The 16,653-nt window shown below is 74.7% G+C and carries 14 protein-coding genes; 7 read left to right on the top strand and 7 right to left on the bottom strand.

Translation table 11 applies throughout. The features are described from left to right. Positions 1 to 331 precede the first annotated feature (331 nt). Positions 332 to 1,294, bottom strand: a complete 963-nt coding sequence (locus tag ACI2LW_RS08220) for an NAD-dependent epimerase/dehydratase family protein (protein WP_404730348.1) — start codon at positions 1,292 to 1,294, stop codon at positions 332 to 334. A gap of 472 nt (positions 1,295 to 1,766) precedes the next feature. Here ACI2LW_RS08220 and ACI2LW_RS08215 point away from each other — a divergent pair, with 472 nt between their 5' ends. Continuing rightward, positions 1,767 to 2,498: a polysaccharide deacetylase family protein gene (locus tag ACI2LW_RS08215; RefSeq protein WP_404730412.1), complete on the top strand. Its 732-nt coding sequence runs from the start codon at positions 1,767 to 1,769 to the stop codon at positions 2,496 to 2,498. 215 nt (positions 2,499 to 2,713) lie between these two features. Continuing rightward, the gene (locus tag ACI2LW_RS08210; protein ID WP_404730347.1) at positions 2,714 to 3,154 is read left to right on the top strand and encodes an SRPBCC family protein; all 441 of its coding nucleotides are present in this window, start codon (positions 2,714 to 2,716) and stop codon (positions 3,152 to 3,154) included. A 204-nt stretch (positions 3,155 to 3,358) separates the two neighbouring features. Here the strand turns inward: ACI2LW_RS08210 and ACI2LW_RS08205 are convergent, their stop codons facing one another. Genes ACI2LW_RS08205 through ACI2LW_RS08195 form a run of 3 tightly spaced genes read right to left on the bottom strand, consistent with a single transcriptional unit; the run spans position 3,359 to position 7,202 of the window. Next, on the bottom strand, positions 3,359 to 5,743 hold the full coding sequence (locus tag ACI2LW_RS08205; RefSeq protein ID WP_404730346.1) for a xanthine dehydrogenase family protein molybdopterin-binding subunit: 2,385 nt from the start codon (positions 5,741 to 5,743) through the stop codon (positions 3,359 to 3,361). Then, positions 5,740 to 6,309 carry a (2Fe-2S)-binding protein gene (locus ACI2LW_RS08200; protein ID WP_404730345.1) on the bottom strand — a complete coding sequence of 190 codons (570 nt, stop codon included), beginning with the start codon at positions 6,307 to 6,309 and terminating at the stop codon, positions 5,740 to 5,742. Before ACI2LW_RS08200 ends, ACI2LW_RS08205 begins: the two co-directional genes overlap by 4 nt. Then, a complete protein-coding gene (locus ACI2LW_RS08195) occupies positions 6,309 to 7,202 on the bottom strand; it encodes an FAD binding domain-containing protein (protein ID WP_404730344.1) in 894 nt (297 codons plus the stop codon). Before ACI2LW_RS08195 ends, ACI2LW_RS08200 begins: the two co-directional genes overlap by 1 nt. A 362-nt stretch (positions 7,203 to 7,564) precedes the next feature. Here ACI2LW_RS08195 and ACI2LW_RS08190 point away from each other — a divergent pair, with 362 nt between their 5' ends. From ACI2LW_RS08190 to ACI2LW_RS08180, 3 genes are all read left to right on the top strand, one after another. Then, the gene (locus ACI2LW_RS08190; RefSeq protein ID WP_404730343.1) at positions 7,565 to 9,364 is read left to right on the top strand and encodes a PucR family transcriptional regulator; all 1,800 of its coding nucleotides are present in this window, start codon (positions 7,565 to 7,567) and stop codon (positions 9,362 to 9,364) included. 165 nt (positions 9,365 to 9,529) lie between these two features. Next, entirely contained in the window at positions 9,530 to 10,300 is a 771-nt protein-coding gene (locus ACI2LW_RS08185; RefSeq protein ID WP_404730342.1) for a hypothetical protein, read from the top strand. Between the two features lie 59 nt (positions 10,301 to 10,359). Continuing rightward, positions 10,360 to 10,503 carry a hypothetical protein gene (locus ACI2LW_RS08180; RefSeq protein ID WP_404730341.1) on the top strand — a complete coding sequence of 48 codons (144 nt, stop codon included), beginning with the start codon at positions 10,360 to 10,362 and terminating at the stop codon, positions 10,501 to 10,503. Between the two features lie 48 nt (positions 10,504 to 10,551). Here ACI2LW_RS08180 and ACI2LW_RS08175 read toward each other — a convergent pair whose 3' ends face one another. After that, positions 10,552 to 11,460, bottom strand: coding sequence for a GntR family transcriptional regulator (locus tag ACI2LW_RS08175; protein ID WP_404730340.1), 909 nt, complete (start codon positions 11,458 to 11,460; stop codon positions 10,552 to 10,554). Between the two features lie 166 nt (positions 11,461 to 11,626). Between ACI2LW_RS08175 and ACI2LW_RS08170 the strand changes: the two genes are divergently transcribed. Together ACI2LW_RS08170 and ACI2LW_RS08165 are read left to right on the top strand one after the other, a co-directional pair. Then, positions 11,627 to 12,460 carry a (2Fe-2S)-binding protein gene (locus ACI2LW_RS08170; RefSeq protein WP_404730339.1) on the top strand — a complete coding sequence of 278 codons (834 nt, stop codon included), beginning with the start codon at positions 11,627 to 11,629 and terminating at the stop codon, positions 12,458 to 12,460. A 279-nt stretch (positions 12,461 to 12,739) separates the two neighbouring features. Next, positions 12,740 to 13,786, top strand: coding sequence for a DUF2637 domain-containing protein (locus ACI2LW_RS08165; protein WP_404730338.1), 1,047 nt, complete (start codon positions 12,740 to 12,742; stop codon positions 13,784 to 13,786). A gap of 63 nt (positions 13,787 to 13,849) precedes the next feature. Here ACI2LW_RS08165 and ACI2LW_RS08160 read toward each other — a convergent pair whose 3' ends face one another. Beyond that, entirely contained in the window at positions 13,850 to 14,338 is a 489-nt protein-coding gene (locus tag ACI2LW_RS08160) for an ATP-binding protein (protein WP_404730337.1), read from the bottom strand. Positions 14,339 to 14,873: 535 nt separating this feature from the next. Further along, a complete protein-coding gene (locus ACI2LW_RS08155; protein WP_404730336.1) occupies positions 14,874 to 16,616 on the bottom strand; it encodes a pyruvate dehydrogenase in 1,743 nt (580 codons plus the stop codon). Between the last annotated feature and the right edge of the window lie 37 nt (positions 16,617 to 16,653).

The raw sequence follows: 16,653 nt of genomic DNA, 5'->3' as shown, positions 1-16,653 counted from the left end.
TCGGGGCTCCGGGCTTCTGGGTGCCGCGCCTCGCCTGTCTCAAACGCGTGAAGTCAACTGGCACCGTGAAAGACCGCTTTCTCACCTCATGTCACGATTTGGGGACGCTGTGTGAGACCTGCCGGCGGGCGGCCGCAGTACGGTTCGGGACACCGCGGTCGACTCACCGCGGGCAGGACGGACCGGGCACCGGTGACCGGGGCAGCGCGCCGGACGCAGGCCCGGGCGAAGGCGACCGCGACCCCGCACCGGGCGCGGGCCCCGGCGAAGGCGACCGCGACCCCGCGCGCCCCCGCACCGGGCGCGTGTGGGGGTAGCCCCCTGCGGGTGCTCAGGCGGCCACGGCGCGGGAGAACCAGCCGATGGTGCGCCGCAGGCCCTCGGACCAGTCCACGCGCGGCTGCCAGCCGAGCCGCTCGCGGGCCAGCCGGGTGTCGGGCCGGCGCCGGCCGGGGTCGTCCACGGGGCGGTCGACGAACCGGATGCGGGAGGAGGAGCCGGTGAGGTCCACGATCCGGCGGGCCAGCTCCAGCACGGTGATCTCGTCCGTGCCGCCGATGTTGACCGGCCCCGGCTCGCGCGAGGCGGCCAGGGCGAGCACTCCGTCGACCGTGTCGTCGACGTAGCACAGCGACCGGGTCTGGCTGCCGTCACCGGCGACGGTGAGGGGCAGGCCGTCCAGCGCCTGGGCGACGAAGGTGGGGACGGCGCGGCCGTCGCCGGTGCGCATGCGGGGGCCGTAGGTGTTGAAGATGCGCGCGATGGCGGTGTCGGTGCCGTGCGTGGCGCGGTGCGCGGTGACCAGCGCCTCGGCGAAGCGCTTGGACTCGTCGTAGACGCTGCGCGGGCCGACGGGGTTGACGTTGCCCCAGTAGTCCTCGCGCTGTGGGTGCTCCAGCGGGTCGCCGTAGACCTCGGAGGTGGAGGCGAGCAGGAAGCGGGCGCCGTCGGTGCGGGCGCGTTCGAGGGCGTTGCGGGTGCCGGCGCTGCCGGCCTCCAGGGTCTCCAGCGGCAGCCGCAGGTAGTCGGCGGGCGAGGCCGGGCAGGCGAGGTGCAGGACCAGGTCGAAGCGGCCGGGCAGACCGCGCAGGGCGCCGGGGTCGGTGGTGTCGGCACGGAGGAAGCGGAAGCCGCGGCGCCGCTCGAGTTCGGCGACGTTGGCGTGCGCGCCGGTGGCCAGATTGTCCAGGCACACGACGCCCGTTCCGGCGTCGAGCAGCCGCGCGCACAGATGGGATCCCACGAAGCCGGCTCCGCCGGTCACCAGGGCCCGGTGCCAGGTCCGTCCGCTCACGGGACTCTCCTCCCTCTCGCCTTCACTCGCGTGATGGCTTGAGTAACCCCCTGGCAGGACGGCACACATCGGCGCCCGTCGGCCGAGCACCCGCGCCCGTAGACCGAGCAGAGATCCGTCGGTCACATTTTCGACCCCGCTATACACCACGTCTATACACACTGTATAGAGTCCCGGCATGGCTTCGGCGACAAAGAAGACGGCGGAAACCGGGCAGGGGTTGCGGACGATGGCGAAAGCGGGGCGGGCGGCGAGGTCGGGGCCGGGGGGCCGGGCGGAGCGCCCGGGCGGTGAGTCCGGAGTGCGGGAGGGGTGGAGAGCGAGCGTACTCGGGGGCCGGCGGACCACGGGACGGGGGGCCGCGGGACGGTGGCTCGGAGAACGGGGCGCCGGGGAACGGGCGCTCGGAGAACGGGGGGCCGGGAAACGGGGGCCTGGGGAACGGAGGGTCGTCCGACGGGCCGTCGCCGCGCTGGCCGCGGCCGTCTGTCTGGCGCCCGTCCTCACCGGCTGCGGGCAGGAGGGGGACCGCACCATGCCGAGCACCGCCCGCGCCCGGGCGGTGGCGGGCGCGCCGGCCGATTTCGGCACGGTCGACTGCCGCGAGGCCAAGTGCATCGCACTCACCTTCGACGCCGGGCCGAGCGAGAACTCCCCCCGGCTGCTGGACATCCTCAAGGAGAAGAGGGTCCCGGCCACCTTCTTCCTGCTCGGCGCACGGCACATCGAGAAGTACCCGGAGCTGGTCCGGCGGATGGCGGCCGAGGGCCACGAGGTGGCCAGCCACACCTGGGACCACCAGATACTCACCCGGATACCCCCGGCTCGCGTACGCGACGAACTCACGCGCACCAACGAGGCGATAGAGCGGCTGACCGGGCGCAAGCCCACGCTGATGCGCCCGCCGCAGGGCCGCACCAACGCCACCGTGCACGAGATCTGCAAGGAACTCGGCATGTCGGAGGTGCTGTGGAGCGTGACCGCCAAGGACTACGCCACCAGCGACTCCGCGCTGATCACCAAGCGCGTGCTCGCCCAGGCCTCCCGCGACGGCATCATCCTGCTGCACGACATCTACCCGGGCACGGTGCCCGCCGTGCCCGGCGTCATCGACGCGCTCAAGGAGCGGGGGTACGTCTTCGTCACCGTGCCGCAACTGCTGGCGCCGGGGAAGGCGGAGCCGGGGGAGGTGTACCGGCCGTAGCGCGCCCGGACGCGCGGGAACGGTCGCGGCGCGCGGGGTGACGGCGCGGACGGTCGCGGCGCGTACCGCCGGGTCGCGCGCCGCCGCACCGCACCCCCGCACCCCGCCCCGGCACGCCCTCGCGCACTTCGGCGGGCCGGGCCGCGCGCTCGGCCAACCGTGTGAGCCGGGGCCGAACGCGCGGAGCACCCCTTGAAGTTGCCTACGATCGTGCCGTGGTCAACTTCTCCCTCCAACGCACGGCGCCGCTCCCCCTCGACGAGGCCTGGCGCCGGCTCACGCAGTGGCAGCGGCACGCCGACGCCGTCCCGCTGACCCGCGTCACCGTGGTCACCCCCGCGCCGGACGGTGAGGGCACGCGGATCGTGGCCCGTTCGGCCGTCGGCCCGCTCGGCTTCGACGACCCCATGGAGGTCACCGTCTGGCGCCCGCCGGCCGACGGCGAGCCGGGGGTGTGCCGGCTGGAGAAGCGGGGCCGCGTGGTCCTCGGCTGGGCCGAGATCGAGGTGCGGCCGGGTCCCGGGGGACGTACCCGCGTGCTGTGGCGGGAGGAGCTGCGGGTGCGTTTCCTGCCCTCCCTCTTCGACCCCGTGCTGGAGCGCGCGGCGCGGGCGGTGTTCGGGCGGGCGGTGAACAAGCTGCTGCGCCGCGCGTGAGGCGGCGGCGCGGGGTGAGGCGGCGGCGCGCCGCGCCGGAAGCCCTCACCCCACCGGCCCGTCCCCGGCCACCGACGCGTCCCCGACCACCGGCCCGGGCACGCCATCCGGCACCGGCGCGTCCTCCCGCCCCGGTGACGGCGGCAGGGTGGGACGGCGGCAGGGCAGGTCGGCCGGCCCGCGGGGTGAAGTCCCCCGGGAGACTCAGCCGTTGCGGCCGGTCAGGTGCTCCGGACGCACCGGCGTCCGGTTCAGCTCCAGCCCCGTCGCGTCGCGGATCGCCGCGAGCACGGCCGGGGTGGAGGACAGGGTGGGCGCCTCGCCGACGCCGCGCAGCCCGTACGGGGCGTGTTCGTCGGCGAGTTCGAGCATGTCGACGGGCATGGGCGGGGTGTCGAGGATGGTGGGGATCAGGTAGTCCGTGAAGGACGGGTTGCGCACCTTCGCGGTCCGCGGGTCGACGACGATCTCCTCCATCACCGCCATGCCCAGTCCCTGGACCGTGCCGCCCTGGATCTGGCCGGCCACGGACAGCGGGTTGAGCGCCTTGCCGACGTCCTGGGCGCAGGCCAGCTCGATCACCTTCACCAGGCCGAGTTCGGTGTCGACCTCGACGACGGCGCGGTGCGCGGCGAAGGAGTACTGCACGTGCCCGTTGCCCTGGCCGGTGCGCGGGTCGAAGGGCTCGGTCGGCCGGTGCCGCCACTCCTCCTCGGCCTCGACCGCCTCGTCCCCGAGGACGTCCGCCAGACCGGCGAGCACCTCGCCGCCGCCGGTGACCACCTTGCCGTCCGCCAGGAGGAGTCCGGGGCCCGCCCACGCGGGATGCCGGGAGCCGAACCTGCGGCGCCCCAGCTCCAGCACCTTCTCGCGGACGAGTGCGCAGGCGTGCCGCACCGCGCCCCCGGTGACGTACGTCTGCCGGGAGGCCGAGGTAGAACCGGCGCTGCCCACGCGGGTGTCGGCGGGGTGGATGGTCACCCGGGCGACGCCCAGCTCGGTGCGGGCGATCTGCGCGTGCACGGTGACACCGCCCTGGCCGACCTCCGCCATCGCCGTGTGCACGGTGGCCACCGGCTCCCCGGCCACCACCTCCAGGCGGACGCGGGCGGTGGAGTAGTCGTCGAAGCCCTCGGAGAAGCCCACGTTCTTGATGCCGACCGCGTAGCCCACCCCGCGCACCACGCCCTCGCCGTGGGTGGTGTTGGACAGGCCGCCGGGCAGCTGCCGTACGTCGGCGCCCTCGGAGCTCTCCCACTGGCGCTCGGGCGGCATCGGCATCTCCTTGACCCGGCGCAGGAGTTCGGCGACCGGGGCCGGGGAGTCGACGACCTGCCCGGTCGGCATCACCGACCCCTGGGACATGGCGTTGAGCCGCCGGAACTCCACCCGGTCCATGCCGACGGCGTCGGCGAGCTTGTCCATCTGCGCCTCGTAGGCGAAGCAGGCCTGGACCGCGCCGAAGCCGCGCATGGCGCCGCAGGGCGGGTTGTTGGTGTAGAGGGCGAGGGCCTCGATGTCCACGTCGCCGACCTCGTACGGGCCGACGCCGAGCGAGGAGGCGTTGCCGACGACCGCCGGGGAGGCGGAGGCGTACGCGCCGCCGTCGAGGACGATACGGCACCTGACGTGGGTGAGCCTGCCGTCGCGCGTGGCCCCGTGCTCGTAGGACAGCCTGGCGGGGTGGCGGTGGACGTGGCCGAAGAACGACTCGTAGCGGTTGTAGACCATCTTGACGGGCCTGCCGGTGCGCAGCGCCAGCAGGCAGGCGTGGATCTGCATCGACAGGTCCTCGCGCCCGCCGAACGCCCCGCCGACGCCGGCCAGCGTCATCCGCACCTTGTCCTCGGGCAGCCCGAGGACGGGCGCGATCTGGCGCCGGTCGGAGTGCAGCCACTGGGTGGCGATGTAGAGGTGGACGCCGCCGTCCTCCTCGGGCACGGCCAGACCGGACTCGGGGCCGAGGAAGGCCTGGTCCTGCATGCCGAAGACGTATTCGCCGCGGACCACGAAGTCGGCCTCGGCGGCGGCCCGTTCGACGTCGCCGCGCACGATGGGCTGGCGGTGCAGGATGTTGGGGTGGGGGACGCGGCCCGCGTGGTGATCGGTGCGGTTCTCGTGCACCAGGACGGCGTCCGGTGCGGTCGCGGAGGCCTCGTCGGTGACGACGGGCAGCTCCCGGTAGCCGACCCTGATCCGGTCGGCGGCGCGGCGGGCGGTCTCCGGGTGGTTGGCGGCGACGAGGGCGACCGGCTCACCGTGGTGGCGGACCTTGCCGTGGGCGAGGACCGGGGTGTCGCGGATCTCCAGTCCGTAGTGCCTGACCTCGGTGGGCAGGTCGTCGTACGTCATCACGGCGTACACGCCCGGGACGGCGAGGGCCTCGCCGGTGTCGATGGAGAGGATCTCGGCGTGCGCGTGCGGGGAGCGCAGGATCTGGCCCCAGAGCATGTCCTCGTGCCACAGGTCGGAGGAGTACGCGAACTCGCCGGTGACCTTCAGGGTGCCGTCCGGGCGGAGCGTGGATTCGCCGATGCCGCCGCCGGTCCGTGCGGCCTGCGTGATCCTGGTGGGGGCGCCGTCGGTCATGCCCGCTCCCCCTCGGACTGCCGGGCGGCCGCCAGGCGGACCGCGTCCATGATCTTCTCGTAGCCCGTGCAGCGGCACAGGTTGCCCGAGAGGGCCTCGCGGATGTCCTCGTCGGTGGGGTCGGGGTTGCGCTCCAGCAGGTCGTCGGCGGCGACGAGCAGGCCCGGGGTGCAGAAGCCGCACTGGACCGCGCCGGCGTCCAGGAACGCCCGCTGGACCGGGGCCAGTCGCCCGCCCCCGCCGTCCTCCCCGGCGCCGGCGTCCTCCGCCGCGCCGCCGTGCTCCCCCGCGCCCCCGTCCTCCGCGCCGGACCGCCGCCGCGCGTACGCGGCCAGCCCCTCCACGGTCACCACCTCGCGGCCCTCGGCCTGTCCGGCGGCGACCAGGCAGGAGCACACGGGCACGCCGTCCAGGCGTACGGTGCAGGAGCCGCACTCCCCCTGCTCGCAGGCGTTCTTGGAGCCGGGCAGGCCGAGCCGCTCGCGCAGCACGTAGAGCAGGGACTCGCCCTCCCAGACGTCGTCGGCCTGCTGCGGGCGTCCGTTGACGGTGAGACTGACGCGCATCACGCGGCTCCTTCCGGGGCGTTGCGGGCGCCGCGGTACGACTCCCAGGTCCAGGTGAGGGTCCGGCGGGCCATGACGCCGACCGCGTGGCGGCGGTAGGCGGCGGTGCCGCGGACGTCGTCGATCGGGTCGCAGGCGGCGGAGCACAGCTCGGCGAACCGCCCGGCCACCGACGGGGCGATGGTCCGGCCGCTGTCCCACAGGCCGTCCTCCTCCAGCGCCGCGCCCAGGAACTCCTCGGCCTCCTTCGCCCGGACGGGGGTCGGGGCGGCGGAGCCGATGCCGGTGCGCACGGTGCGGGTGGCCGGGTGCAGGGCGAGGCCGAACGCGCACACCGCGATGACCATGGCGTTGCGGGTGCCGACCTTGGAGAACTGCTGCGGGCCGTCGGCCTTCGCGATGTGCACGGCCCGGATCAGCTCGTCGGGTGCGAGCGCGTTGCGCTTGACGCCGGTGTAGAACGCGTCGACCGGGATGCGCCGCACGCCGCGCGCCGCCGACTCCGCCTCCACCTCGGCGCCCGCCGCGAGGAGCGCGGGGTGGGCGTCGCCGGCGGGCGAGGCCGTGCCGAGGTTGCCGCCGACGCCGCCGCGGTTGCGGATCTGCGGGGAGGCGACCGTGTGCGAGGCGAGCGCCAGCCCCGGCAGCTCGGCCCGGAGGTTCTCCATGATCTTCGTGTAGGGGACGGAGGCGCCCAGCCGCACGCTCCGCTCGCCGGTCTCCCACTCGTACAGGTCGCGGACGCGGTTGAGGTCGAGGAGGTACTCGGGCCGACGGTGACCGAAGTTGATCTCGACCATCACGTCGGTGCCGCCGGCGATGGGCACGGCGGTGGGGTGCTCGGCCTTCGCGGCGAGCGCCTCCTCCCAGCTGGCGGGGCGAAGGAACTCCATGACCGGCTCGCTTCCTCGTCTCGTGGCTCGCTCTCACAGGGTGGTCCGGGCAGGTCCCGTCCGGTGCGGCGGTGCGGCTCGTTCATGTGCTTTTTACGGGCGGTGGCCTCAGTACACCGCCGTGTACGCCGAAGGGTCAGTCACCGAAACGCCCAAGGGTTTGGCTGGCCAGGCCGGGCATCTTGTAGATTCGTATGAACGGAGGCCTTCGGTCACCCCGGTGATTCCCCCTGGAAACACAGGCCACGGCCCCTGCCCCGGTACGGCCGTCGCCCGGCCGTCGTCCGGCCGTACGGCCCGGCCCCCCTCCTCACAAGATCATCAACGGTTTCCCGAGACGAAAGAACGGCGGCGAACGACACATGCGGCTGCGCGCACTGCTGGACACCGACGCGCTGGGCCTGAAGCTGCTCGGCGGGCAGGACGAGCTGGACCGCACCGTCCGCGGTGTGATGACCACCGACCTGCGCGACCCCAGCCGCTACCTCTCCGGCGGCGAGCTGGTGCTGACCGGGCTCGCCTGGCGGCGCGACGCCGCCGACTCCGAGCCCTTCGTGCGGATCCTGGTGCAGGCGGGCGTGGCCGCGGTGGCCGCGGGCGAGGCCGAGCTGGGCGAGGTGCCGGAGGACCTGGTGGCGGCCTGCGCCCGGCACCGGCTGCCGCTGTTCGCGGTCAACGAGTCGGTGGCGTTCGCCACCGTCACCGAGCACGTCGTACGGCAGGTGTCCGGCGAGCGCGCCGGGGACCTCGCCGCCGTGGTGGACCGGCACCGGCGAATGATGACCTCCGGCCCGGCGGGCGGCGGCCCCGACGTGGTGCTGGACCTGCTGGGCTCGGACCTGGACCTGCGGGCCTGGCTGCTCTCCCCCACCGGCCGGCTGATCGCGGGCCCCAAGGCCGCCGGGGCGGCGCCGCCCGCCGAGCTGTGCGCCACGCTCGCCGCCGAGCACCTGGCGGCCGGCCGCACCGGCCGGCGCGGCCCCCACCGGGTGACCGTGGACGCGACGACGTACTCCCTGTTCCCCATCCGCGGCGGCGGCTCGCCGCAGGACCGGCCGGAGGACGGGGACGAACGCGGTGCGCGCGGGGCGCGGGCGGTGCCGGACGGACGGGACCGGCGTGAGTCGGTGCTGTCGGAGTGGGTGCTGGCCGTCGAGGCGGACGCGGGCGACTGGCCCGCCGAACGGCTGGACCTGCTGGACGGCGTCACCCAGCTGATCGCGGTCGAGCGGGACCGGCGGGAGGCGGCCCGCACGGTGCGCAGGCGGCTGGCCCAGGAGGTGCTGGAGCTGGTGCAGGCCGGGGCGCCGCCCGCCGAGATCGCCGCCCGGCTGCGGGTCGCCGCGCCGGTGCTGCTGCCCGGCCTGGGGTCGGCGCCGCAGTGGCAGGTGGTCGTGGCCCGCGTCGAGTGGGAGGGCGGCGCTGCTGCCGGGGACGGCACGGCGGCCGGGGACGGCACGGCGGCCGGGGACGGCACGGCGGCCGGGAGCGGCCCGGTCGCCCAGGCGCTGCTCGAGGAGATCCTCGCCGCCCCCTCCCCCGGCTCCGGGTACTCCCCCGCCGGGCCCGAGCCCTCCGACCGGATGGCCGTCGCGCACACCGGGGACGAGGCCGTCGCGCTGGTCCCGCTGCCGGCCGTCCCGGCCGAGGGGGACGGCGCCGAGGCCGGCGTCGTCGCCGAGACGCTGCTGCGCACCGTACGGGACCCGCTGACGGCCGGTCTGGACGGCGACGGGCGGCTCACCCTCGGCGTCAGCGCGGCCGTGCACTCGGCGGAGGGGCTGCGCGGGGCGCTGGAGGAGGCCCGGCACGCCCGCCGGGTGGCCGCGGCGCGCCCGGGGCGGGTGTGCGCGGCGGGCCACCAGGAACTGGCCTCGCACGTGCTGCTGCTGCCCTTCGTGCCCGACGACGTGCGGCGTGCCTTCACCGCCCGGCTGCTGGACCCGCTGCGCGACTACGACCGGCGGCACCGCGCCGAGCTGATACCGACGCTGGAGGCCTTCCTCGACTGCGACGGCTCCTGGACCCGGTGCGCCACCCGGCTCCACCTGCACGTCAACACGCTGCGCTACCGGATCGGACGGATCGAGCAGTTGACGGGTCGTGACCTCGCCCGTCTGGAGGACAAGCTGGACTTCTTCCTCGCCCTGCGGATGAGCTGAAGCGGGGTACGGCCCGCCCGTCCCCGGCGTGTGCCGCGCCCGGCCCACGACTTTGTGAAATCCTTCACCCAGCCTCTTGGCCGGGCCGCGGAGTTCGTGCTGAGATGCCGCCACCACTCAAGGCTCGACGGCGTGCTCGGGGAGGGCAACGTGGCGCATACCGCCATGTCTGGTAACGGAACGACCGCAGGTGACGATCCACTCCAGACCGCGGTATGGCGGCTGCGCTCACGCGCGTGCTGGACCGACGCGGCAGAGCTGCTGCGGCCGGACACCGCGGCCGCGGCGCTGCAGAGAACCTCGCTGCTGGTCGAGCGGTGTCTGTACACCGAGGCCGGCTGGGAGGATGCCGAGGACGCGCTGCGCACCGCGGAGGCCCTCGCGCACACCGACGACGAGCGGGGCGCGGCCGCTTGTGAACGCGGGTACTTGGCCTACGCCGCCACCCTGCACGGCGTACGGGACCGGGCCGACGAGGCGCGGTCCGCGCTCGGCCGGGCGGCGGCCCTGATCGCGCCCGGGGCGCCGGGGCGGGCCCTGCTGGACTTCAGGCGCGGGCTGATCGCCGAGAACCTGACCGGCTCGCCGCAGGCCGCGCGTGCCGCCTACCGCCGCGCCCACGCGGGCGCCACCGCGCACCCCGACCCGCTGCTGCTGTCCTTCACCTGGCGGCACCTGGCCGGGCTCGCCCTGCGCGAGGGCGAACTGGCGGAGGCACGGCACGGGTTCGCCGAGTCGCTGCGGATCCGCGAGGAGCTGGGCTACCTCGTCGGCACGGCACCGGCACTGGTGTCGCTGGCCGACACCGAGACGGAGCCGGAGGCGTCACGGCTGCGGGAGGAGGCGCGCCGCCTGTTCCGCCTGCTCGGCGGCGTACCGACCTGGCTGGCCCGCCACCTGACGGCCCCGCCCGCGGCGGGGGCGGCCACGGCCTGAGCCGGGGGCGGCCACGGCCTGAGCCGGGGGCGGCCACGGCGGCGCGCACGGCGACCGTGGTGCGGGCGGCCGCGGCGGTGCTGTCCGTGGTGGGCGCGGCGGATGCGGTCGTCGACGCCCACCGGATCGGCGACTCCGGCGCGAAGGCCGCCTGGCACGACGCCTGCGGCAGGTCGGCGACCACGTCCGGGGACGGCGGCTGAGCGTCGGCCGGCCGCCGCCCCGCGCTTCCGGCGGGGCGGCTGCCGGGCTCAGTCCTGGGCCGCGAAGTGGCTGTGCAGGAGGGTGCGCACCGTGTCCGGGTCGCGGGCGATCAGCGCGTCCAGGAGTGCCGTGTGCTCCACGGCCTCGGCGACCAGCCCGGCGCGGGTGGCGCCACTGGCGGCGCCCACCAGGGGCCACTGGGCGCGCCGGTGGACGTCCTCGGCGATCCGGGAGAGCTGCCCGTTGCCGGCCAGGGAGAGCAGCGCGCCGTGGAAGGCGCGGTCGCTGTCGGCGTAGGTGGCGCGGCAGCCGGAGGAGGCGGCCCGCACGGTGGCCTCGGCCAGCGGGCGCAGTTCGGCCCAGCGCTCGACCGGCACGGTGCGGGCCAGCCGCAGGATCACCGGGACCTCGATCAGTGCGCGCACCTCGGCCAGCTCGGCGAGTTCCCGTGCGCCGCGCTCGATCACCCGGAAGCCGCGGTTGGGCACGACCTCCACGGCGCCCTCGGCGGCGAGCTGCTGCATCGCCTCGCGGACCGGGGTCGCGGACACCCCGAAGCGCTCGCCGAGCGCGGGCGCCGAGTAGACCTCGCCCGGGGTCAGCTCCCCGGAGACCAGCGCGGTGCGCAGGGCGTCGAGGATCTGTCCGCGCACGGAGGCGCGCCGTACGAGCGGGCGGGGGTGCGGCAGGGGCGGTTCGCCGTGGGTGTGCTCGCCCCGGACGGCGCCGGCCGGTGCCGGGTCGTCGTGGGGGGCGCCCCGCACGCCCTCGGCGTCCCACGCCCGCCGTGCGGCCCCGGGCACCCGTTCGCGTCCCACGTCCTCGGCGCGCGGCTGACGGGGCACCCGCGGGCCGGAACCACCGGTGCCACCGGAACCACCGCTGTCACCGGTGCCGTCGCCCGGCCGGGGCCCGGGGATGCCGGTGCCGGCGGAGTCCTGCGCGCCCTGCTTCACGGTCCTCCTCCGGCCTTGGGGGTGCTTGGGGTCATTACGACGGGTTGTTACTCGCCCGTCAAGCACCATAGGGGCAACAGGCCAAAGGTTCACACTCCGTTGCAGTGAAGTAAGGTGAGGCTAACTTCAGTAGAGCCTCAGTCGCGCGCGGAACGGTGATGCCCCCATGCCTGTGCCCCCGTCGGCCGTGGCGGGCGCCTACGCCCGTCTCACCGAGGTCTTCCCGGGCCTGACCGTCACGGTGACGGACCCCGGCGAGCCGGTCCCCGAGGGCGACGGCTGGACCCGCGCCTCCTCCCTGACCTCGGACGGAGCCGCCCTGGACGCCTTCCTGGCCCGGGACGCGGAACAGGTGCTGCGGGACTACGGCACGCGCGCCCGGCCCGACGTCGTGGCGGGCTTCGGCCTGCACCGGTACGCCTGGCCGGCCTGCCTGCTGTTCACCGTGCCCTGGTTCCTGTACCGCCGGGTGCCCCGGCTGCCCGTGACGCACGTCTCCTACGACCGCGCCGCCGGCCGCATGGCGGTGCGCCCCGTCTCCTTCGCCTGCCTGCCCGGCGACCCGGCGGCCGCGCTGCCCGGCGCCCGGGTGGCGGACGGGGCGGAGGCGCTGCGCGCCGAGGTGCGGGCGGCGGTCGCCGAGCACCTGGAACCGGTGCTCGGCGGCTTCGGCCCGCGCATGCGGCGGCGCGGCCGCGCCCTGTGGGGCATGGCGACCGACGAGATCGCCGAGGGCCTGTGGTACGTCGCCCGGCTACTGGGCGAGGAGGACCGGGCGCTGCGCGAGCTGGACCTGCTGCTGCCGGGCGCCACCCCGCCGTACGCCGGCTCGGCCGCCTTCCGGGAGCTGACCGGTCCGGACGGCGAGCGGCTGCCCACCCGCGACCGGGCCGGCTGCTGCCTTTTCTACACCGTGCGCGCCGAGGACACCTGCGTCACCTGCCCGCGCACCCGCGACGCGGACCGGATCGCCGGACTGGTCGCGGCGTCCGCCCGTTGAGCGGCGCCGCACAGGATCGCCGGCGCGGACGACACCCCCGCGGTCACGACTGATTCACAACTTTCTCACCCTTCACGGGAACTTTCCGCGGAACCATCCGTCCGGGTAGTCTTATTCGAACTCAACTCCCGCCCCTCAAGCGGCAGTTCGAGCAGAACGCCGTCCTGGGCATCCCCCCGCACTCCCTTGGCGGCCTCTTGCCCCGAAACCCCCTGAGGGCCGCTGGGATTGGGCCACTATGGCGGGCGTTACGCCCTATCCCAATGCAAGGGACCCCAGATGAGACTGACCGACATATCGCTGAACTGGCTGCTTCCGGGCGCCGTACTGCTCCTGGGCATGCTGGCGGCGGTGGCGGTGCTCGCGCGCGGCAAGCGCTCCTCCGGGGAGAACGCGAGCGCGGACGACTCGTGGGAGCGCAGCGAGGAGCGCCGCAGGCGCAAGGAGGCCGTCTACGGGACGGCCTCCTACGTACTGCTGTTCTGCTGTGCGGCGGTCGCCGCCGCGCTCTCCTTCCACGGCCTGGTCGGCTTCGGCCGGCAGAACCTCGGCCTGACCGGCGGGTGGGAGTACCTGGTGCCGTTCGGGCTGGACGGCGCGGCGATGTTCTGCTCCGTGCTCGCGGTCCGCGAGGCCAGCCACGGCGACGCGGCGCTCGGCTCCCGGATACTCGTGTGGACGTTCGCGGGCGCCGCCGCCTGGTTCAACTGGGTGCACGCGCCGCGGGGCATCGGCCACGCGGGCGCCCCGCAGTTCTTCTCCGGCATGTCCCTGTCGGCGGCCGTGCTGTTCGACCGCGCCCTGAAGCAGACCCGCCGGGCCGCCCTGCGCGAGCAGGGTCTCGTCCCGCGTCCGCTGCCGCAGATCCGTGTCGTGCGCTGGCTGCGGGCCCCCCGCGAGACCTACAGGGCCTGGTCGCTGATGCTCCTGGAGGGCGTGCGCAGCCTGGACGAGGCGGTCGAGGAGGTGCGCGAGGACAAGCGCCAGAAGGAGGAGAACCGCAGGCGCCGGCGGGAGCAGGAGCGTGTCGAGCGGGCGCAGCTGAAGGCGATCAGCCGGGGCCACCGCGGCTTCCCCGGGCGGGGCGGCCGGGAGCTGGAGGCCCAGCCGCAGGCCGCGCTGGAGCGCGGTTCCTCGCAGGTCACCGCGGAGCCTGCCATATCCGCGGCGGAGTCGCTGCCCGTACGCGCGCGTCCCTCGCTGCAGCCGGTGCGCAAGTCGGACCCGGTCACCGTCGACCTCACCGCGGAGGACGACACGATGGCCCTGCCGCGTCTGGACTCGCTGGAGCGCAAGCTCAAGGACCTGGAGCAGCAGTTCGGCTGACCCCGCGCGGGTGACCCGGGCGGGGGCGGGGGCGGGCCGTGGCGGCCCCGCCCCCGTCCGCGTTCACGCGGCGCCCGCGCCCAGTTCGAACCAGACCGACTTGCCGACGTCGTGCGAGGACACGCCCCAGGCGTCCGCGAGGGACTGGACCAGCACCAGGCCCCGTCCGCTCGTGCCGTCGCAGCCGCCCTGGGGGCGCGGCCTGGGCCTGCGGGCCACGAAGTCCCTTACCTCCACACGCAGTCCGCGCGGTGTCACCGTGGCCGTCAGGATCGCCTCGTCGTCGGTGTGCACCAGCGCGTTGGTGACCAGTTCGCTGGTGAGCAGCTCGGCGACCTCCGAGCGGCCGGGCCTGCCCCAGTGGCGCAGCAGCTCGCGCAGCGCCCGGCGCGCCTCCGGCACCGCCTTGAGGTCCGCCCGCCCCAGCCTGCGCCGCAGCCGCCGCGCGGGGGGCCTTCCCCCGAGGCCCTCGGCCTCCTCGTCCGCCTCCGCCGTCCTCACCGAGGAGGCCCCGGCCGTCCCGGGACCGCGTCCTCGTGCCTGCCTCTTCATGACCCCCGCCCGCGTGTCGATGTCGGTTCCCCTCCAGCTCGAACACGTTCACGGGAATCCATGCCCTCTGGGGCACGGGCCAGTCATGGCGGACCGGGGACGACCGGGTGTTCGGCCACGCGTGGACGGCCCGGTACGGGTCCCGGGCCGGGCCGGACCACCCCGTCCGGTCGTGCGCGCCCGTGCGCGGCGCCCGCCGCGACCGTCCGGGATGGGCCCAACTGCCCATCGGGGCATGCGGTTCCGGACGTATCCGGACCACCACCGGCGCGCCTGTTGGCCCAGGGGAACCGATCGCCCACCGCGCAACTGCCCGTGGCATCCGCCCGCGCCCGGCCGAAGTTGGCCGGAGTACGACGCTTTCCGCCGCCCCACGGTCCCGGACCGCCCCAGCCCGCCCCACGGTCCCGGACCGCCCCAGCCCGCCCCACGGTCCCGGACCGCCCCGGGCCCGCCCCGCGGCGCCGGGCAGGCTCAGGGACCGCCCCCGCGGCGCCGGACGGGCTCAGGGACCGCCCCGCGGTGCCGGGCGGGCTCAGGGCCGGGGCACGTTGCGCAAGTTGGAGCGGGCCATCTGCACCATCCGGCCCACCCCGCCGTCGAGCACGATCTTCGAGGCGGACAGGGCGAAGCCGGTCACCATCTCCTTGCTGATCTTCGGCGGGATGGACAGGGCGTTGGGGTCGGTGACGACGTCCACCAGCGCCGGGCCCTTGTGCTTGAACGCCTCCTTGAGGGCACCGGCGAGCTCCTTGGGCTTCTCCACCCGGATGCCGTGGGCGCCGCAGGCGCGCGCGACGGCGGCGAAGTCCGGGTTGGTGTTCGCGGTGCCGTACGAGGGCAGGCCCGCGACCAGCATCTCCAGTTCCACCATCGACAGCGAGGAGTTGTTGAACAGCACCACCTTGACCGGCAGGTCGTACTGCACGAGGGTCAGGAACTCGCCCATCAGCATGGAGAAGCCGCCGTCCCCGGACATGGAGATCACCTGGCGGCGGCGGTCGGTGAACTGGGCGCCGATCGCCATCGGCAGCGCGTTGGCCATCGAGCCGTGGGAGAAGGAACCGATGATGCGGCGGCGCCCGTTGGGCGAGATGTAGCGGGCCCCCCACACGTTGCACATCCCGGTGTCGATGGTGAACACCGCGTCGTCGTCGGCGACTTCGTCGAGGACGGCGGCCACGTACTCGGGATGGACGGGGACGTGCTTGTCCACCTTGCGGGTGTACGCCTTGACCACGCCCTCCAGCGCGTCGGCGTGCTTCTTGAGCATCCGGTCCAGGAAGCGCCGGTTCTTCTTCTCCCGCACCCGCGGGATCAGGCAGCGCAGCGTCTCGCGCACGTCGCCCCACACCGCGAGGTCCAGTCGGGAGCGCCGGCCGAGGATCTCCGGCCGGACGTCGACCTGGGCGATCTTCACGTCGGTCGGCAGGAAGGCGTTGTACGGGAAGTCGGTGCCGAGCAGGATCAGCAGGTCGCACTCGTGGGTCGCCTCGTAGGCGGCGCCGTAGCCGAGCAAGCCGCTCATCCCGACGTCGAACGGGTTGTCGTACTGGATCCACTCCTTGCCGCGCAGCGCGTGCCCGACCGGCGACTTGATCCTTCCGGCGAACTCCATCACCTCGGCGTGCGCGCCCGCGGTGCCGCTGCCGCAGAACAGGGTGACCTTGTCGGCCGCGTCGATCAGCCGGACCAGTTCGTCGATCTCCGCGTCGCCGGGGCGGACGGTCGGCCGTGAGGTGACGATGGCCGATTCGGCGGCCTTCTCCGGCGCGGGCTCGCCGGCGATGTCGCCGGGCAGCGACACCACGCTCACCCCGCTGCGGCCCACCGCGTGCTGGATGGCGGTCTGCAGCAGCCGGGGCATCTGCTTCGGGCTGGAGATGAGCTCGCTGTAGTGGCTGCACTCGGCGAACAGCCGGTCCGGGTGGGTCTCCTGGAAGTAGCCGAGGCCGATCTCGCTGGACGGGATGTGCGAGGCCAGGGCGAGGACCGGGGCCATGGAGCGGTGGGCGTCGTACAGGCCGTTGACGAGGTGCAGGTTGCCGGGGCCGCAGGAGCCGGCGCAGGCCGCGAGCCGGCCGGTGATCTGCGCCTCGGCGCCGGCCGCGAAGGCGGCCGACTCCTCGTGGCGGACATGGATCCAGTCGATGGCGGCGTTGCGGCGGACCGCGTCGACCACCGGGTTGAGGCTGTCCCCGACCACGCCGTACAGGTGTTTGACTCCGGCGCGGACCAGGATGTCGACGAACTGCTCTGCGACGTTCTGCTTGGCCATGGCGTGCGGGTGCCCCTTCGGTCGCCCGTGGATCCCC

It is taken from the genome of Streptomyces sp. NPDC004065 (assembly GCF_044903565.1).
GTDB lineage: Bacteria > Actinomycetota > Actinomycetes > Streptomycetales > Streptomycetaceae > Streptomyces.
Note: the sequence above shows the minus strand (reverse complement) of the source record. Positions and strands in the feature narration are given on the sequence as shown.

What these genes read in the sequence shown, in the direction of transcription:
- ACI2LW_RS08205 (WP_404730346.1), bottom strand. Translation starts at nt 5,743, where the DNA reads ATGACCGACGGCGCCCCCACCAGGATCACGCAGGCCGCACGGACCGGC.
- ACI2LW_RS08200 (WP_404730345.1), bottom strand. Translation starts at nt 6,309, where the DNA reads ATGCGCGTCAGTCTCACCGTCAACGGACGCCCGCAGCAGGCCGACGAC.
- ACI2LW_RS08195 (WP_404730344.1), bottom strand. Translation starts at nt 7,202, where the DNA reads ATGGAGTTCCTTCGCCCCGCCAGCTGGGAGGAGGCGCTCGCCGCGAAG.
- ACI2LW_RS08190 (WP_404730343.1), top strand. Translation starts at nt 7,565, where the DNA reads ATGCGGCTGCGCGCACTGCTGGACACCGACGCGCTGGGCCTGAAGCTG.
- ACI2LW_RS08185 (WP_404730342.1), top strand. Translation starts at nt 9,530, where the DNA reads ATGTCTGGTAACGGAACGACCGCAGGTGACGATCCACTCCAGACCGCG.
- ACI2LW_RS08170 (WP_404730339.1), top strand. Translation starts at nt 11,627, where the DNA reads ATGCCTGTGCCCCCGTCGGCCGTGGCGGGCGCCTACGCCCGTCTCACC.
- ACI2LW_RS08165 (WP_404730338.1), top strand. Translation starts at nt 12,740, where the DNA reads ATGAGACTGACCGACATATCGCTGAACTGGCTGCTTCCGGGCGCCGTA.
- ACI2LW_RS08160 (WP_404730337.1), bottom strand. Translation starts at nt 14,338, where the DNA reads ATGAAGAGGCAGGCACGAGGACGCGGTCCCGGGACGGCCGGGGCCTCC.
- ACI2LW_RS08155 (WP_404730336.1), bottom strand. Translation starts at nt 16,616, where the DNA reads ATGGCCAAGCAGAACGTCGCAGAGCAGTTCGTCGACATCCTGGTCCGC.